Source organism: Pseudomonas sp. P4_C8, from assembly GCF_056401975.1.
Window position 1 is genome coordinate 65837 of sequence record NZ_JBFUIH010000029.1, and the last position, 17388, is coordinate 83224.

Below are 17388 nucleotides of genomic sequence, written 5' to 3' on the forward strand. Positions count from 1 at the left end.
ATTTTGTGATCCCCCCAATCCCGTAGGAGCCGAGCTTGCTCGCGATGAGGCCCGACCAGACAACACATCTCTACCAGGCACCCCCTGGCAATCTCTCCTACACCGTTCCAAACTTGATCCTACCCCCGCGCAGGCCTAATCTAGCGCCACGCAAACGTTTCACTCCCCTCGCAGTACCGCTACACCGCCACTCCATTCCAAGGAGGTTCCCGAATGTTCGATTTCCACCCCCAGCTCAAGCAGCGCTTCGCTGCCTTGCGCACGGGCGCTGAATTCTTTTCGCTGCGTTATGTGCGCGAGTCCGGCCAGTACCTGTCGGTGCGCAAGAACGTCGCCGAACCTCCAAGCCTGAGCCGTGACGAAGGCGCGATGCTGACTGTGCGCGTCAACGGCGTCGAAGCCTACGCCGCGACCAACGACCTGTCGCAACAGGGCCTGCAATCAGCGCTGGACCGTGCCGAGCAACAAGCCCGCCGACTCAAGCCCCACGCGCTACTCGACCTGCGCGACCAACCCGTCTCCAGCGACCGCGCCGACTATTTTTCGCCCAACCTCGACCAGCCCTTCCCGTCCCTGAGCGATTGCTACCAACTGCTCGGTGCCGAATCCGCGTCCGTGCCCAAGGACGAGCGATTGGTGAACTGGCAGGTCAGCATCGGCATCACTAATGTGGAGCAGATCTACCTCAACAGCGCCGGCGCTGAACTGCGCCAGGCCCAACGTTTCGTCTATCCGGGCCTCGACGTCACCGCCTACGACGGTAACGATAGCCAGACCCGTAGCCTCGGTCGCGAGAACTTCGGCCAGCAGGGCGGCGCCGATGTGATCAGCCGTTGCGGCCTGATCGGTGCCGGCCCGCAAGTCGCCGATCAGGCGTTGCAATTGCTGCTCGCGCCGAACACCCCGCAAGGCCCGCGCGACCTGCTATTGATGCCCGATCAAATGATGCTGCAAATTCACGAATCCATCGGTCACCCGCTGGAACTGGACCGCATCTTGGGCGATGAGCGCAATTACGCCGGCACCAGTTTCGTCAAGGCAGAAGACTTCGGCCATCTGCAATACGGCTCGAAACTGCTCAACGTGACGTTCGACCCGGACATCCCCGAACAGCTCGCCAGCTACGGGCATGACGACGACGGCACCGCCGCGAGCAAGCAATTTTTGATCAAGGAAGGTTTGCTGTTGCGTCCGTTGGGCGGCGCGCTGTCGCAATTCCGCGCCGGCATGAACGGGGTCGCCAACAGCCGCGCCTGCGGCTGGAACCGTCCACCGATCGACCGCATGGCCAACCTCAACATCGAGCCCGGCGATCAGCCGCTGGAGCAACTGATCGGCAACATCGAACACGGCATCATGATGTCGACTAACCGTTCGTGGTCCATCGACGATGCACGTAACAAATTCCAGTTCGGCTGCGAATGGGCGCAGTTGATCGAAAACGGTGAACTCAAAGGCGTGGTGAAAAACCCGAACTACCGGGCGATTTCCGCACAGTTCTGGAAAAGCCTCAGCGCCGTCGGCGACGCCAATACCGTCAAGGTGCTGGGCACACCGAACTGCGGCAAAGGTGAGCCAAACCAGGTGATCCGCGTCGGCCACGCCTCGCCGGCCTGTGTGTTCAGCAACGTTGATGTGTTTGGGGGAGATGCCTGATGAGTACTTCAAAAAGTCAGGCTGAGTCGTTCAAGGTCTTGGTCAACTGGCTGCGCGATGCGATTCGCGAGCCGGAACAGTTCACCCTCAGCTACGCCGCCGAGTCGTCGGCCTTCGTGCGTTTCAACCACGCCAAGGTGCGTCAGGCCGGTCAGGTGCAGCAGGCGAGTGTCGGTTTCAAACTGATCAACGATGGCCGACACGCCGACCTCGACATCACGCTGGCCGGCGACCCGGCAGTGGATGTGCAGCGTCTGGCCGAAGGTCTGCAACAGTTGCGCGACATCCTGCCGTTGCTGCCGCAGGATCCGTACTTGCTGCTCAACCACAACGGCTGGCAGAGCAAGAATGTGCAGGAGCATCCGCTGCCGGACACCGAACAAGTGGTCGCTGAAATCACTCAGGCCGCCGAAGGCCTGGACCTGGTGGGCTTCTACGCGGCAGGCCCGATCAGTCGGGGGTTCGCCAGTTCCTCGGGCGCGTTTGGCTGGCATCAGGCCAATAGTTTCAACTTCGACTTCAGCCTGTTTCACGAAAACGGCCAAGCGGTGAAAGCCAGTTACGCCGGGCATGACTGGAACAGCGAAGGGTTTGCCAAGCGATTCGCTCTGGCACGCGAGCAATTGGCGTTTCTCGGTCGGCCATGGCGCACCTTGGCACCGGGTCAGTACCGCGCCTACCTCGCACCGGCGGCACTCGAAGAAATCATGGGCATGCTCTGCTGGGGCGGGTTTTCGGCGCAGTCGATCGCCAGCAAAACCAGCCCACTGCAAAAGCTTTACGCGGGGGACAGTGCGTTCAGCCCGCAGGTGTCCATTGATGAAAAGGTCAGTGGCTCGTTGAGCCCGGCATTCTCCGGCGAAGGGTATCCACGCAGCGATCTGGGGTTGATCGTCGAAGGCCAGGCCGGCGCGCAAATGGTCAGTTCACGCAGCGCGGCCGAATACGGCTTGACCGCCAACGGGGCGGGTGGCGGTGAGATGCCGAGCGCATTGAACATGGCGGCCGGGAAGTTGCCTGAAGCGGAGATCCTCAAGCAACTGGGCACCGGTTTGTACATCAGCAACCTCTGGTACTTGAACTACTCCGACCAACCGGGGGCACGCATGACCGGCATGACGCGGTTTGCCACGTTCTGGGTCGAGAACGGCGAGATTCAGGCGCCGGTCAGCACCATGCGCTTTGATGACAGTGCCTACAGCTTGCTGGGTTCGCAGTTGGAGGCGTTGACCGAAGAGCGGGAATTGTTGCTATCGGCGAGTACCTACAGTCAGCGAGCGACGGCTTCGGCGTTGCTACCGGGCGCACTGGTCAGCCGACTGACCCTGACCTTGTAAACACGCAACACCTGTAGGAGCTGGCTTGCCAGCGAAGGCGATCGTTCAACCGACAATTACGTTGAGTTACAGATCGTTCCCACGCTCCGCGTGGGAATGCAGCCAGGGACGCTCCGCGTCCCTGCCGAAGCGGACGCGGAGCGTCCATTGAGGCATGCCCACGCAGAGCGTGGGAACGATCAAAACGCAGATACTCCCTGACAAGAGGTCCCATGCCCAACCGCCCGCCTCTCGACGCTGTCACCGCCCGTTGGGTGCCGTGGGTCGTCGCCATCGCTTTTTTCATGCAATCGCTCGACGGCACCATCCTCAATACCGCCCTGCCGGCCATGGCCCGGGACCTGGCGGAAGATCCGTTGCGCATGCAGGGCGTGATCATTGCCTACATGCTCACCGTTGCTTTGCTGATCCCCGCCTCCGGCTGGATCGCCGACCGATTCGGCACCAGGAAAATCTTCTTTGGTGCGATTCTTTTATTCAGCCTCGGCTCGTTGCTCTGCGCCTTGTCGAGTAGCCTGAGCCTGCTGATCGGCGCCCGGGTGATTCAGGGCCTGGGCGGCGCACTGATGTTGCCGGTCGGGCGCCTCGTGGTGCTGCGCGCCTACCCGCGTTCGGAACTGGTGCGGATCATGGGGTTCATCACCATTCCCGGCCTGCTCGGCCCACTGATCGGCCCGACCATGGGCGGCTGGATGGTGCAATACCTGACTTGGCACTGGATCTTCCTGATCAACCTGCCCGTCGGGTTGGTCGGCTGCTACGCCGTCTGGAAATTCATCCCGGACCTGCGCGGCTCCGAACGCACCCGTTTCGATAGCCTGGGGTTTGTGCTGTTTGGCGCGGCGATGATTCTGATCACCATCGCCATGGAAGGCCTGGGCGAAATGCACCTTCCCCACCTGCGAGTGATGTTGCTGCTATTCGCTGGCATGGCCTGTCTGGCGGCGTATTGGTTACGCGCCGGGCATATTGAAAATCCGCTGTTCGCGCCGTCACTGTTCAAGACCCGGACCTTCGCCGTCGGCATCCTCGGCAACCTGTTCGCCCGGCTCGGCAGCGGCGCCCTGCCCTTCCTGGTGCCGTTGCTACTGCAAGTGGCGCTGGGTTACTCACCGTCTCAGGCCGGGATGAGCATGCTCCCGCTGGCTGCGGCGGCGATGATCGCCAAGTGGGTGGCGCGGCCGCTGATCGAGCGTTTGGGCTATCGAATCGTGCTCACCGGCAACACCCTGGCGCTGGGCATCATGCTCGCGAGCATGGGCCTGGTCAGTGAACAGACGCCGTACTGGCTGCTGCTGTGCCTGCTGGCGATTCTCGGGGCGATCAACTCCCTGCAATTTACCGCGATGAACACCGTCACCCTGATCGACCTCGACGATGCCAGCGCCAGCAGCGGCAACAGCCTCTTGTCGGTGGTCGCGCAATTGTCCCTGAGCCTGGGCGTTGCGTGTGCCGGTGCATTGCTTGGCGGTTTTACGGCAGAGATCGGAAGCGAAGGCGTGGAGACCGTGCTGGGCGCGTTCCAACTAACCTTTGTGACGGTCGGAATCATGGCGATGCTGGCCGCCACGATCTTTTCCCAGCTCTCACCAACGGATGGCCGACGGACGGTCACCCGCGAGCACGATATAGAACACTGACCTGTAGCAGCTGCCGAGGCACGAGGCTGCGTTGCGCGTCCGCAGGACCGCCCTAGGGGGGCCGCTTCGCAGCCCAACGCAGCCTCGTGCCTCGACAGCTGCTACGGCTATTCGTCCAGAATTTGCAGGTAGATAGAGCGAGACTGGTACACTGCGCGACATTTTGTTTTGCAGGCCAGTCCCGTGACCACCATCGCCACCGCTTTTAATACTTTGCCGCTGTCCGCCGCCATGCTGGCTAACCTCGACTCCCTCGGTTATGCCCAGATGACGCCGATCCAGGCGCAAAGCTTGCCGGTGATCCTCAAGGGGATGGACCTGATCGCCCAGGCCAAGACCGGCAGCGGCAAGACCGCCGCCTTCGGTATCGGCTTGCTGAACCCGATCAATCCGCGCTACTTCGGTTGCCAGGCGCTGATCCTGTGCCCAACCCGCGAGCTGGCTGACCAGGTCGCCAAGGAAATCCGTCGCCTGGCCCGTGCCGAAGACAACATCAAGGTCCTGACCCTGTGCGGCGGTGTATCCCTCGGCCCGCAGATCGCTTCGCTGGAGCATGGCGCACACATCATCGTCGGCACGCCGGGGCGCATTCAACAGCACCTGCGCAAAGGTTCGCTGGTACTGCACGGCCTGAACACGCTGATTCTCGACGAAGCTGACCGCATGCTCGACATGGGTTTCTACGATTCCATCGAAGAAATCATCATGCAGGCCCCGGAACGCCGCCAGACACTGCTGTTCTCCGCCACGTACCCGGTGGGCATCAAGCAGCTTGCGTCAAAGTTCATGCGCAACCCGCAGCAAGTGAAGGCCGAGGCGTTCCACGACGACACGCAGATCGAACAGCGCTTCTACGAGATTTCCCCGGAAGAGCGCATGAGCGTCGTGACCAAGGTCCTCGGCCACTTCCGCCCGGCCTCCTGCGTGGCCTTCTGCTACACCAAGCAGCAGGTTCAGGAAACCGTCGACCACCTGACCGCCAAAGGCATCTCCGCCGTCGGTCTGCATGGCGATCTGGAACAGCGTGATCGCGACCAGGTGCTGGCGATGTTCGCCAACCGCAGTACTTCGGTACTGGTGGCCACCGACGTCGCCGCTCGCGGTCTGGACATCGATTCGCTGGACATGGTGATCAACGTCGAACTGGCCCGTGATTCGGAAATCCACATTCACCGTGTCGGCCGTACCGGTCGTGCCGGTGAGAAAGGCCTCGCGATCAGCCTGGTCGCACCGCCCGAAGCGCAGCGCGCCCAAGCCATCGAACACCTGCAGCAGTCGCCGTTGACCTGGGACCTGGTGGACAACCTCACCAATCAGGGCGGCGGTCCGCTGCTGCCGCAGATGAGCACCCTGTGCATCGGCGCTGGCCGTAAAGACAAGGTTCGTCCGGGTGACATTCTGGGCGCACTGACTGGCGATGCCGGTATTCCGGGCGCCCAGGTAGGCAAGATCGCAATTTTCGACTTCCAGGCTTTTGTGGCGGTTGAACGCGGGATCGCCAAGCAAGCCTTGCAGCGCCTGAACGACGGCAAGATCAAGGGCCGTTCGCTGCGCGTGCGTATCCTGTAAGAACAACGCACTTCCCTGTGGGAGCCGGGCTTGCCCGCGATGAGGCCAGCACATTCAACATCAATGTTGACTGTTAGTCCGCCATCGCGGGCAAGCCCGGCTCCCACAGTTTGTTTTGTGGCGAGTCATCAAGAGGACACCGTTTTGCGCTCTACCGAAGTCGTGATCATTGGCGCTGGCGCCGCAGGGTTGATGTGTGCGCTGACCGCCGCCGGGCGTGGACGCAAGGTGATGTTGCTCGACCATGCGAACAAAGCCGGCAAGAAAATCCTGATGTCGGGCGGTGGCCGCTGCAATTTCACCAACATGTACACCGAACCTGGCAATTTCCTCTCGCAAAACGAACACTTCTGCAAATCTGCACTGGCGCGCTACACCCAGTGGGATTTCATCGGCATGGTCGCCAAACACGGCGTGCCATACCACGAAAAAAAGCTCGGGCAGTTGTTCTGCGATAACAAATCCAGCGACATCCTCGAGATGCTGCTCAACGAGTGCGATCAGGTCGGCGTGAGCCTGCACCTGGACACCTCGATCCAGACCATCGAAAAACTCGAAAGCGGTTTCCTGCTGGACACCACGATGGGCCAGATCACCTGTGATTCTTTGGTGATCGCCACGGGCGGCCTGTCGATCCCGACCTTGGGCGCGACCGGTTTTGGTTATCAGGTCGCCAAACAGTTCGGTCATGAACTGCTGCCGACCCGCGCCGGCCTCGTGCCGTTCACCATCACCGATCAGCTGAAAGAGCTTTGCACCGAGCTGTCCGGAACGTCGGTGGATTGCCTGGTGAGCTGCAACGATCAGGGTTTCCGCGAAAACATCCTGTTCACTCATCGTGGCCTCAGCGGCCCGGCGATTTTGCAGATTTCTTCGTTCTGGGAATCTGGCGACACGGTTGAGATCAACCTGATGCCGGACCACAACGTGCATGAGTGGCTGCAACAGCAGCAGGCCGAACGCCCGAACAGCGAACTGAAAACCCTGCTGGGGGAAATCTTCACCAAGAAGATGGCCAACCTGCTGGCGGACAACTGGTTCGCCTCCAAACCGATGAAGCAGTACACCCACGCGGAAATCGCCGACATCGCCGAAAAACTGGCGAGCTGGAAAGTGGTGCCGGCCGGTACCGAAGGCTACCGCACCGCCGAAGTCACCTTGGGTGGCGTCAACACCAACGAAGTGTCGTCCAAAACCATGGAATCGCTGAAAAGCCCTGGTTTGTACTTCATCGGCGAAGTGCTCGACGTGACCGGGCATCTGGGCGGCTTCAACTTCCAATGGGCCTGGGCCTCCGGCTACGCCGCCGCGCAGTACGCCTGATTGACCCAGTACCTGTAGGAGCGAGCCTGCTCGCGATAGGGCCGGCACATTCAACATCATCGTTGAATGTCAGTCCGCTATCGCGAGCAGGCTCGCTCCTACATTGACCGCGTGTGGTATCAAGGAACAGATTTTGCTGTCAGATGTGATCGGCGCCATTGCGTCGGCGTCATTACTGGCTCAATTTAGCGTCATTGCCTCGGAAGGCCTTCGCACTTCATGTCATCGACTCCTCTCAGTCAGTCTCTGCGTCGCCTCTGGGCGCTGGATAAATTCAGCTACAGCGTGCGGGTGTTCATTGCCCTGACCGGCAGCATGGCGGTCTGTTGGTATCAGGATGAAATGGGGCTACTGATCCCGTTGTTCCTGGGGATCATCGCCAGCGCCCTGGCCGAAACCGACGACAGTTGGCAGGGCCGCCTCAACGCGCTCGCCGTGACGCTGGTGTGTTTCAGCGTCGCCGCCTTCTCCGTCGAACTGCTCTTCCCCTATCCCTATATCTTCATCATCGCCCTGGCCCTGGCCAGTTTTTGCCTGACCATGCTCGGCGCCCTCGGCGAGCGCTATGGCGCCATTGCCTCGGCGACACTGATTCTGTCGGTCTACACCATGATCGGCGTCGACCAGCGCGGCGGCGCCGTCACCGATTTCTGGCATGAACCGGTGCTGCTGGTGGCTGGCGCGGCCTGGTACGGTTTGCTGTCGGTGCTGTGGCAGGCGATGTTTTCCAACCAGCCCGTGCAGCAGAGCCTGGCGCGATTGTTCCGCGAACTGGGTTTTTACCTGAAGCTGAAATCGTCGCTGTTCGAGCCGATCCGGCAGATGGACGTGGAAGCGCGCCGACTGGAACTGGCCCAGCAGAACGGTCGTGTGGTGGCGGCCTTGAACGCCGCCAAGGAAATCATTTTGCACCGGGTCGGCAACGGTCGGCCGGGATCGAAAGTCAGTCGCTACCTGAAACTGTACTTCCTCGCTCAGGACATCCACGAGCGCGCCAGTTCTTCGCATTACCCCTACAACGCACTCGCCGAGGCGTTTTTCCACAGCGACGTATTGTTCCGCTGTCAGCGCCTGCTGCGTCAACAAGGCAAAGCGTGCCGTGCCCTCGCCGAATCGATCCAGATGCGTCAGCCGTTCGTCTATGACGCAAGCTTCGCAGAAGCCCTCGGCGACCTCCACGCCTCCATCGAACACCTGCGTATCCAGAGCAACCCGGCCTGGCGCGGGTTGTTGCGTTCGCTACGGGCGCTGGCGGCCAACCTCGCCACACTCGACCATTTGCTCAGCGATGCCAGTAACCCGGAAGCCTTGGCCGATGCCACCGACAGCAGCCTGCTCGACCGTTCGCCCCGCAACCTCAAAGATGTGTGGGTACGCTTGCGCACGCAGCTGACGCCGACGTCGCTGCTGTTCCGCCATGCACTGCGTTTGCCCCTCGCGTTGAGCATCGGCTACGGCATGGTGCATTTGATTCACCCTTCTCAGGGTTACTGGATCATCCTCACCACGCTGTTCGTTTGCCAGCCGAACTACGGCGCCACCCGACGCAAACTCGGTCAACGGATCATCGGCACCGCAATCGGCCTGACGATGGCGTGGGCGCTGTTCGATCTGTTCCCGAATCCCTTGATCCAGTCCTGCTTTGCGATTGCCGCCGGCGTGGTGTTCTTTATCAACAGAACCACCCGCTACACCTTGGCCACGGCCGCGATCACCTTGATGGTGCTGTTCTGCTTCAACCAGGTCGGGGACGGTTATGGGCTGTTCCTGCCGCGACTGCTCGATACCTTGCTCGGCAGCCTGATTGCCGGGCTCGCGGTGTTCCTGTTCCTGCCGGACTGGCAGGGCCGACGCCTGAACAAAGTGCTGGCCAACACCCTGACCTGCAACAGCATTTACCTGCGTCAGATCATGCAGCAATACGCGGCCGGCAAAAGCGACGACCTGGCTTATCGCCTGGCTCGACGCAACGCACACAACGCCGACGCGGCGCTGTCGACGACGCTGGCCAACATGCTCATGGAGCCAGGGCATTTCCGGAAGGAAGCGGATGTCGGCTTTCGTTTTCTGGTGCTGTCGCACACGTTGCTCAGCTATTTGTCCGGGTTGGGCGCGCACCGCGAAACCCCGCTACCACCGGATGTGCATGAGCATTTGATTGAGGGTGCCGGCGTGAGCCTCGCGGCCAGCATCGACGAAATCGCCCAAGGTCTGGCGAGCAAACAGCCGATTGCGATTCAGAGTGATGAGGAAGAGGCGCTGGCCAATTCGCTTGAACAGATGCCGGATGAAATCGATGAAGGGCAGCGACTGGTGCAGACGCAGTTGGCGTTGATTTGTCGGCAACTGGGGCCGTTACGGACGTTGGCGGCGCATTTGATTAAAGACACTAGCGAAGCCTGAGATATGTATTGCCTGGGCCTGCCTCCTCGCCGGCAAGCCGGTCTCGCTCCCACAGGGGATCTTCGTTGTGTCACAGGTCAGTGTGGGAGCGAGCCTGCTCGCGAAGGGGCCATCAGCCACACCTCACATCCCATGCTGCTTCATCAACCGCGCATAACTGCCATCAGCCTTCATCTCGGCAATCTCGCGGTCAAAACCGGCGACGATCTGTTCATGTTGTGGGTTCTTCAGACTGACCAATATGTGCAGGCTGTTCTCGCTCAATGGTTTTGGCAAAAACTCCACGGCATTGCGCACTTTGGATGATTCGCGTGCCAAGTAATAACGGGCGACGTATTCATCCTCCAGCGTCAACTTGACCCGATCCGCCGCCACCATGCGTACCGCCATGGCAAAGTTATGCACCGGGACTTTCTGCAGTGACACGTCGTCATCGAACTCTGGCGAATAAGCGTAACCCCGCACGATCGCAATCGGATAAGTGTGCAGTTGCTGCAAGTCGTTGTATTCGATGGGCGCGTCTTTGCGTTTCAGAAAGCGCACGCGGTTAAGCAGATACTCGCCGGAGAACTGGCCAAGCTGAGTGCGATCAGCGGTGTACCAGGCGTTGACCAAAACGTCATAGCGCCCCTCGCCCACACCCATCAAGGCTCGCGCCCAAGGCACCTGTTCGAAATCACTGGCAAAACCGGCCCGGGCCAGCGCGGTACTGACGATGTCCGTCGCCAATCCGCCGTTGACCAGCGTGGCGTCGGTAAAGGGTGGCCAGGCATCGGCGACCAGACGCAGCTTTTCCGCCGCCGCGCCCTGTGTCAGCAACAGCAATACGATCAAAGCAGAAGCTTGATGCAATCGCGGCATGCTAGAAAATCCTTAGCGGGCGGGTTACCCGGCGTGTTTTTTTCAGCCCAAACTCCAAGACCCATGTACCGGCAGCCAGGTACTCAACATCGCTCATTGAAGCCAATGCACAGCGCTTCACCGCAGATTACACAAAGATGACAATGCCGCGCGAAATGAATGATGGCATTTTGGCCTTTGTCACAGATTTTCCTGCCTTAAAGACAACTGTCCTCAGGACGCTTAGTATCGGAGCGACGATGTTCAAGGAACGTGAAAATGACAATTGACTGGATCTGCAAACACCACAGCGACCTGGGTAAAGAACAGCTGTACGCCATTCTGCAACTGCGCGCAGAGGTGTTCGTCGTCGAACAGAAATGCGTGTATCAAGACATCGATGGCCAGGATCTGGAAGGTGATACCCGCCATTTGATGGCGTGGGACGAGAATCGGCTGGTGGGTTACCTGCGATTGCTCGATCCACAGACGCAGGGTGGCGATGTGGTGATTGGTCGGGTGATTGTTGCCCCGGCGGCACGTGGCACCGGCCTGGGGCACGAGCTGATGGCGCAGGCGTTGAAGCAGGCGGAGAAGCACTGGCCGGACATGCCGGTTTATCTGTCGGCCCAGGTGCACTTACAGGGGTATTACGGGCGGTACGGGTTTGTCGTGGCGGGTGAGGAATACGTCGAGGATGGTATTCCACACGTCGGGATGCGTCGCCTTTAAGGGCCCCATCGCGGGCAAGCCCGGCTCCCACAGGGATCACCTAAATCCTGTAGGAGCCGGCGGTGCGACGATTCGACTTGCCCGCGATGGCGTCAGCTACACCACCGCAGAATCTAGGGATACTCCAACACTTCTTTTATCTGCAGCAAATTACGCTCGATCCACCCCCGATCAATCGCCCCCCACTCACGAATCCGATAGCGCCCCGCATGATTGCGCGCGCCCTCTTCCTGCTCGAACTCGCAAACAATGTCCAGATCCGCCAACGCCGCAATCGTGTCCTGCGCCGTGCGCCGGGGCATGCCGGTCACGTCGGTCAAGGCCGGGACACTGCTGGCCAGCCCACTGTCGATCAGGTACGCCACGTACAACCGGCGATAGAAACTGCTCTTGGTCTTGCTGACTTCCATTCAAAGACTCCCGGCTATTGATCTGTTATTGCATGTCCCGCCAAGTCAGGTACACCCGCAGGTCAAACTCCACCTGGTGATAGCCCGGCAGCATGTGTTCGCAGAGTTTGTAGAACGCCTTGTTGTGATCGGACTCTTTGAAGTGTGCCAGTTCATGCACCACGATCATTTTCAGAAACTCCGAAGGCGCTTCCTTGAACAGCGAGGCCACACGAATTTCTTTCTTGGCCTTGAGCTTGCCGCCCTGCACCCGCGAGATGGTTGTGTGCAAGCCTAGCGCGCGATGAGTGAGGTCCAGACGGTTATCGAACAGCACTTTGTCGATGGCCGGGGCATTACGCAGGTATTCCTGCTTGAGGTCCAGCGCATAGGTGTACAGCGCCTTGTCGCTCTGTACGCCGTGCTTTTCCGGGTAGCGCTTGCTCAGGTAGTCGCCCAGCCGATCTTCGGCGATCAGCTGGCGCACTTGATCCTGTAATGCAGCAGGATAGGCCTGGAGGTATTTCAACGCGGTCATTGGGGCGGCAACACGAATCACGAAAAGGTCGCCAGTGTAGCGAATTCAACTGTTCAGTGCGCTCCAGTCGAACAGTTGCACAAAGTCGCCGACGTCCTCGGCCATCATCGGCCGCGCCACCAGAAAACCTTGCATGTACTCACAGCCATTCGCTTGCAGCCATTGATACTGAGCAATGGTTTCCACCCCTTCGGCGATCACCCGCATTCCATATTCCTTGCACAGGTCAATCACATTGCGCACCAGCGCTGCATCCCGCGAGGAATCGGGCAGGCGGGCGATCAAGTGCCGGTCGAATTTGAGTGTGTCCAGTTCCAGGTCGCGCAGATGTGACAGGGAGCAAGGCCCGGAACCAAAGTCATCCAGTGCCACCCGCACCCCAAGATTGCGCAGCAAACGCAAGGTCTTACGGGTTTCTTCGGGATTTTGCATCAGCGCTTCTTCCGTCACCTCGACTTCCATATGACGCGGCTCCAGGCCATGACGCCCCAGCACCTGGCGCAATTCGGTGACCAGGTTGGGCATGCCGAACTGAGTGCTGCTCAAACTGACACCAAGCACCAGGTCCTCGGCAAACAGGGTTTCCCAGGCCTTTCGCTGCCCAACTCCACGATGGTAAATCCAGCTGCCCAGCCGACTGATCAGCCGCGCCTCTTCCAGCAATGGCAAAAACAGCCCCGGCGGGACATCGCCGACGCTCGGGTGCTGCCAACGCAGCAATGCCTCGAACCCGCGGATCTGCCCATTGGCGATGGACACTTGAGGTTGATACACCAAATTGAAATCACGGTTTTCGATGGCCGTTCGTACACTTTCTTCGAGCATCAGCCGCGAACGCGCCCGGCCGTTCATCTCGTGATCGTAGAAACGATACTGCTGACGGCCCGCACGCTTGGCTTCGTACATGGCAATGTCCGAGGCCCGCAACAAACCGTCGAGGTTGGCCCCGCAATCCGGAAACGTCGCAATCCCGATGCTGGCGCCCAAGGTGATTTCCAGGCCATCAATCTGCTGACAAATCGATACCCGCTCGATGAGCTTTTCCGCAATCTTTGCCGCCTGCTCGGGAAACTCCAGGTCCAGCAGCGCCGTAAACTCATCGCCGCCCATGCGCGCCAGAATGTCGAAGGGACGCAAACAGGCCTTCAACTGTTCGGACACCCAACGCAGCACGCGGTCCCCGGCATCGTGGCCGAGGGAATCATTGACCCGTTTGAAGCCGTCGAGGTCCAGGTACAGCAGCACCCAGGCACCGTCCGAGCGTTCGCCGCGCAGCAGCAGATTTTCAACGGTCTGGTAGAACCCCCTGCGATTGAGCAGGCCAGTCAACGGGTCGGTAACAGCCTGGAACTCCAGTTGCTGGTGCAGGTGACGCACCACCGACATGTCCAGCACCGTCACCACCATGGCGTGCTGTTCAGCGGGCAATGGCGCGCACGACAGCGCCACCGGCACCTGCTGGCCGGGGGCGGTTCGCAGCAGCGCGTCATGCAGGCGCAAGGTTTCGCCGCGCTTGTAACCGCTATAAATCTCGGAATCCGCCCAGACCGGGATATGCGGTTTTTGCAGGAAATCCAGAAACTCTTTGCCTTGCAGCTCCTGCACCGTGGCATTGAGCAGCCGCGACACGGCCGGGTTGGCAAAACGGATCACCCCGTCCTCACTCACCACCAGAATGCCTTCAGCCGCGTTCTCCAACACCGAGGCATTAAACGCGCGAGCGGCTTCCAGGTCGTGGCTCAGGCGCTGCAACTCACGGCGATTACGCTGATGCTCCAGCAGGGCTTGCACTTTGGGCTTGAGAATTTGCGGGTCGAACGGCTTGAACAGGTAATCCACCGCGCCGCTGGCGTAACCCTTGATCACAGCGTCCTGGGACTGTTCGTTGGCCGTCAGGAAAATGATCGGCGTGAGGCGCGTTCGCTGGCTACCGCGCATCAAGCGCGCCACTTCAAAACCGTCCATGCCCGGCATTTGCACATCGAGCAATACCAGGTCGACATCGTGTTTGAGCAATAGGCCGAGCGCTTCAAAGCCGGAGGCGGCGGTCATGACCTGCCAGTCCTGGCGCTGGAGCAACGCGCGCATGCTAATCAGGTTTTCAGGGTAGTCATCGACGATTAAAAGGATCGAGCTGCCTTCGGTTGGCGTGGGTTGCGCGCATTCCATGCTGCTTCTCTTGTTCGAGGGCGTCAGGTCGGTTTCTCGTGAAAACCGGACAAATACTGTGTCCTCACTCTAGACCGCGATCCGCAAAAGCAGAAGCTATCAAAGCGCCATCATTTAACTAACGCGTTAATTTGCCGACTAACGGTCGGTCCTGCAAGCCCCGGAAACCGGGCGAGATGGCATTTAGACAGGATGTTGACGTCAATCATTTGCCATTCGGGCATTAACAAAGTGGCCTTCTACGCTTATAAAGACCGCCCTCCGAGGCGCGTACTAGAGCTTCTGGCACGTGCGTGCAGTAAAATTTGTGGAAGCTTTGTCTATGATCGATCTCGCAACCTGGAACCTCAGCGTTCCTGTTGGCAATCCGCCGTACACCGTTGAAACCGCCAAACTGGTGGATGGCTTCAAGGACCAATACTTCCATTCCGACACCGGCACTTTGTTCTTCTGGACACCGGTAACGGGTTCGCGCACCGCAAATGCCATCTACCCTCGTACCGAACTTCGCGAAACCTACACCAATGGCACCCTGAAAAACTGGTACCACCCGGACGCCGACAATTTCCTTCGCGCGACCCTGGCGGTGAATCAGGTGCCCAGCTCGGGCAAGATCGTCATCGGCCAGATCCATGCCTATGAAAGCCAGAAGCCCTTGGTGAAGGTTGAATATCAGTACAAGACCACGACCTCCACCGGTAACATCGTCGCCAAAGTGCGCATGCATCCGGATGATGATGAAGGCCGGGTGATCACCATTGCGACGGGCGTGAAACTGGATCAGGAGTTTTCTTACCTGATTCATCTGAGTCCGGGTGGCGCGCTAGGCATCAGTGCGGCGGGGTATCAGTGGGACACCGAGATCAGCGCGACCTGGCGTGATAAACCGCTGTACTTCAAGGCTGGGGTTTATGTGCAGGACAACACCGGGTACACCAGCGAGGGGGGGATGGTGACGTTCAGCAAGCTGGATATTGATCACGACAAGTAATCACCCACCCCCGGGACGCTCCGCGTCCCCCCAAAACACCTCATCCCCTGTAGCAGCTGTCGAGCAGCGCGAGGCTGCGTCCAAGGACGAAGTCCTCGCAATCCCGGTAAACCCGGCCCGCCTGAATGAATATGTAGCCTGATTGACGACTGCTGCGCCCGAGCGCGGACCGAGCCGAACGCAGCCTCGCAGGCTCGACAGCTGCTACAGCGTCCGAAAAACTCGTAGGACGCCTCCGACTGTGGCGAGGGAGCTTGCTCCCGCTGGGCGGCGAAGCAGCCCCAAACCCTGCCGCCAATTTCTTCAGACACGCCATATCGCCCGGTTTTATTGCGGCTACACAGAAAACCAAGACCAAGCTGCCTACCCAAGAGGCCAGACAGGCGTCCTACAGCCCGGTTGCGGCTACCCAAATCGCTGCCTAGAGTTGGCCTGTCGCCGACATCGTTGGCGACAGGGTTTCGCAGCCCTAACGATACGTGTAGTACCCTAGCGCCTCGAAAAAAGTGGGCGCGTTAGCACTCGCCCTCCTTTTTATGGTGGCTGTGTGTGGGAGACCTTCGGGTCTGCCGGGTTCCCGTATCCCTGGTCTGCGAACCCGCACATAGCTACCACCCCATTCGTTTCGCAGCGAACGGCAGTAGCTCTTCATTCAGATACGAGGAAGATTTACTTATGACAATGAACAGCCCGCCGCGCCGCTTCATCCCCATGTCCCAATTCGCCACCGACCACCCCGTCCTGCTCATCGACAGCGACGCCCCGCTACGCGAACTTCACAACTGCCTCAGCGAACGCCTCAACGCCGTCCTCAAATACCTGAACCTGATGGCCTGCACCAGCCTCCCCGACTACGCCGATAACGATATCAACACCGTCACCAACATTGCCCGGATCATGGTTCAGGACATTGCTGATGTGTTTGGGGTGATTGAGCAGCGAGGGTTCGAACAACCTAAAGCTCAGTAACCCAATTTCAGGCATAAAAAACCCGCCTCTCCAGACTGTGTGAAAACCTAGCAATCTGCCTGGCGATCAAAGAAAATGCTCCGCATCGAAAGATACGGAGCATTTTTCGTTATGGCCTACATCCAGGGACAGTCCCGTACCCAGACCAGTTTGTTCCCGGTTTCGCTGGAGGAGTTGATCCCTGAGGATCACCTCGTTCGCGTTATCGACATCTACGTCGCCAAGCTGGACCTGGTGCGACTGGGCTTTGATAAAGCGCTACCCAAAAGCACTGGCCGCCAAACCCGCTTTTATCGCGACGTGCCGGGCCTTCGTCCAGTTTTGCCGAACGGCAGGTTTGATCGCGGGTGATCTGGTGGCGATTGATGGCAGCAAGTTCCAGGCTGTTGCGTCCTCGCGGCGCCATACGAGCTTGCAACGGCTCAAACACCAGGAGCAGAAGCTGGATAAACGCATTGCCCAGTACTTGGCCGAGCTGGATGAGGCGGATAAAACCGAAGCCGGCGAGAGGGTTGACCGCAGTGCGATCAAGACGGCGTTGGCGCAACTTGAGGTCAGGCATTCCAATAACCTGACGTGCCAGGCGCTGATGAAATCAATGGAGCTTGAGCAATTCAATAGCCACGAAAGCGATGCCCGAATGCTGCGAACGCACAAAGGGCCGCAGGTCGGGTACAACGTACAGACAGCCGTGGATGCTGAGCACTGCATGATTGTGCACCATGAAGTGACTCAGGACAGCGATGATCGCAAGCAACTTGAACCGATGGCCAAGGCCGCCAAGGAACAACTTTCGCAAGATGAACTCACGGTCACCGCAGATGCGGGCTAC

At 59.6% G+C, this 17388-nt stretch carries 13 protein-coding genes and 1 pseudogene; 10 read left to right on the forward strand and 4 right to left on the reverse strand.

Annotated elements, in window-relative coordinates; all coding sequences use genetic code 11:
- The first annotated feature begins 213 nt into the window (after window positions 1–213).
- The 6 genes from AC1DWM_RS18985 (at window position 214) to yccS (ending at window position 9928) form a co-directional block, all read left to right on the forward strand.
- Entirely contained in the window at window positions 214–1656 is a 1443-nt protein-coding gene (locus AC1DWM_RS18985) for a TldD/PmbA family protein (protein ID WP_223515883.1), read from the forward strand.
- Window positions 1656–2993: a TldD/PmbA family protein gene (locus tag AC1DWM_RS18990; protein WP_477795857.1), complete on the forward strand. Its 1338-nt coding sequence runs from the start codon at window positions 1656–1658 to the stop codon at window positions 2991–2993. The genes AC1DWM_RS18985 and AC1DWM_RS18990 overlap by 1 nt, the downstream gene beginning before the upstream one ends.
- A gap of 212 nt (window positions 2994–3205) precedes the next feature.
- Entirely contained in the window at window positions 3206–4633 is a 1428-nt protein-coding gene (gene mdtD / locus AC1DWM_RS18995; RefSeq protein ID WP_477795858.1) for a multidrug transporter subunit MdtD, read from the forward strand.
- A gap of 231 nt (window positions 4634–4864) precedes the next feature.
- Window positions 4865–6202: an ATP-dependent RNA helicase DbpA gene (dbpA, locus tag AC1DWM_RS19000; RefSeq protein ID WP_263288251.1), complete on the forward strand. Its 1338-nt coding sequence runs from the start codon at window positions 4865–4867 to the stop codon at window positions 6200–6202.
- A 144-nt stretch (window positions 6203–6346) separates the two neighbouring features.
- Window positions 6347–7525, forward strand: coding sequence for a BaiN/RdsA family NAD(P)/FAD-dependent oxidoreductase (locus tag AC1DWM_RS19005; RefSeq protein ID WP_477795859.1), 1179 nt, complete (start codon window positions 6347–6349; stop codon window positions 7523–7525).
- A gap of 219 nt (window positions 7526–7744) precedes the next feature.
- Window positions 7745–9928: a YccS family putative transporter gene (yccS, locus tag AC1DWM_RS19010; protein ID WP_477795860.1), complete on the forward strand. Its 2184-nt coding sequence runs from the start codon at window positions 7745–7747 to the stop codon at window positions 9926–9928.
- A 123-nt stretch (window positions 9929–10051) separates the two neighbouring features.
- Here the strand turns inward: yccS and AC1DWM_RS19015 are convergent, their stop codons facing one another.
- Complete coding sequence (locus AC1DWM_RS19015) at window positions 10052–10789, reverse strand: substrate-binding periplasmic protein (protein ID WP_477795861.1); 738 nt, start codon at window positions 10787–10789, stop codon at window positions 10052–10054.
- 258 nt (window positions 10790–11047) lie between these two features.
- On the opposite strand from AC1DWM_RS19015, the gene AC1DWM_RS19020 reads away from it, so the two are divergent.
- A complete protein-coding gene (locus AC1DWM_RS19020; RefSeq protein WP_223520976.1) occupies window positions 11048–11500 on the forward strand; it encodes a GNAT family N-acetyltransferase in 453 nt (150 codons plus the stop codon).
- Between the two features lie 113 nt (window positions 11501–11613).
- On the opposite strand, the gene AC1DWM_RS19025 is transcribed toward AC1DWM_RS19020, so the two are convergent.
- From AC1DWM_RS19025 to AC1DWM_RS19035, 3 genes are read right to left on the reverse strand one after another with little or no spacing between them, the layout of a single operon-like run.
- Entirely contained in the window at window positions 11614–11910 is a 297-nt protein-coding gene (locus AC1DWM_RS19025; protein ID WP_223520978.1) for a winged helix-turn-helix domain-containing protein, read from the reverse strand.
- A gap of 25 nt (window positions 11911–11935) precedes the next feature.
- A complete protein-coding gene (locus tag AC1DWM_RS19030; RefSeq protein ID WP_223520996.1) occupies window positions 11936–12427 on the reverse strand; it encodes a M48 metallopeptidase family protein in 492 nt (163 codons plus the stop codon).
- Between the two features lie 45 nt (window positions 12428–12472).
- Window positions 12473–14596 carry a putative bifunctional diguanylate cyclase/phosphodiesterase gene (locus AC1DWM_RS19035; protein WP_477795862.1) on the reverse strand — a complete coding sequence of 708 codons (2124 nt, stop codon included), beginning with the start codon at window positions 14594–14596 and terminating at the stop codon, window positions 12473–12475.
- A gap of 322 nt (window positions 14597–14918) precedes the next feature.
- Between AC1DWM_RS19035 and AC1DWM_RS19040 the strand changes: the two genes are divergently transcribed.
- The 3 genes and pseudogenes from AC1DWM_RS19040 to AC1DWM_RS19050 form a co-directional block, all read left to right on the forward strand.
- Window positions 14919–15587: a polysaccharide lyase family 7 protein gene (locus AC1DWM_RS19040; RefSeq protein ID WP_477795863.1), complete on the forward strand. Its 669-nt coding sequence runs from the start codon at window positions 14919–14921 to the stop codon at window positions 15585–15587.
- Between the two features lie 675 nt (window positions 15588–16262).
- On the forward strand, window positions 16263–16556 hold the full coding sequence (locus AC1DWM_RS19045) for a fructose-bisphosphate aldolase (RefSeq protein ID WP_477795864.1): 294 nt from the start codon (window positions 16263–16265) through the stop codon (window positions 16554–16556).
- 111 nt (window positions 16557–16667) lie between these two features.
- Window positions 16668–17388: pseudogene (locus AC1DWM_RS19050) on the forward strand (transposase); the annotation flags it as partial.

Coding starts and splice junctions, on each gene's coding strand:
- AC1DWM_RS18985 (WP_223515883.1), top strand. CDS start 214: ATGTTCGATTTCCACCCCCAGCTCAAGCAGCGCTTCGCTGCCTTGCGC.
- AC1DWM_RS18990 (WP_477795857.1), top strand. CDS start 1,656: ATGAGTACTTCAAAAAGTCAGGCTGAGTCGTTCAAGGTCTTGGTCAAC.
- mdtD (WP_477795858.1), top strand. CDS start 3,206: ATGCCCAACCGCCCGCCTCTCGACGCTGTCACCGCCCGTTGGGTGCCG.
- dbpA (WP_263288251.1), top strand. CDS start 4,865: ATGCTGGCTAACCTCGACTCCCTCGGTTATGCCCAGATGACGCCGATC.
- yccS (WP_477795860.1), top strand. CDS start 7,745: ATGTCATCGACTCCTCTCAGTCAGTCTCTGCGTCGCCTCTGGGCGCTG.
- AC1DWM_RS19015 (WP_477795861.1), bottom strand. CDS start 10,789: ATGCCGCGATTGCATCAAGCTTCTGCTTTGATCGTATTGCTGTTGCTG.
- AC1DWM_RS19020 (WP_223520976.1), top strand. CDS start 11,048: ATGACAATTGACTGGATCTGCAAACACCACAGCGACCTGGGTAAAGAA.
- AC1DWM_RS19025 (WP_223520978.1), bottom strand. CDS start 11,910: ATGGAAGTCAGCAAGACCAAGAGCAGTTTCTATCGCCGGTTGTACGTG.
- AC1DWM_RS19030 (WP_223520996.1), bottom strand. CDS start 12,427: ATGACCGCGTTGAAATACCTCCAGGCCTATCCTGCTGCATTACAGGAT.
- AC1DWM_RS19035 (WP_477795862.1), bottom strand. CDS start 14,596: ATGGAATGCGCGCAACCCACGCCAACCGAAGGCAGCTCGATCCTTTTA.
- AC1DWM_RS19040 (WP_477795863.1), top strand. CDS start 14,919: ATGATCGATCTCGCAACCTGGAACCTCAGCGTTCCTGTTGGCAATCCG.
- AC1DWM_RS19045 (WP_477795864.1), top strand. CDS start 16,263: ATGACAATGAACAGCCCGCCGCGCCGCTTCATCCCCATGTCCCAATTC.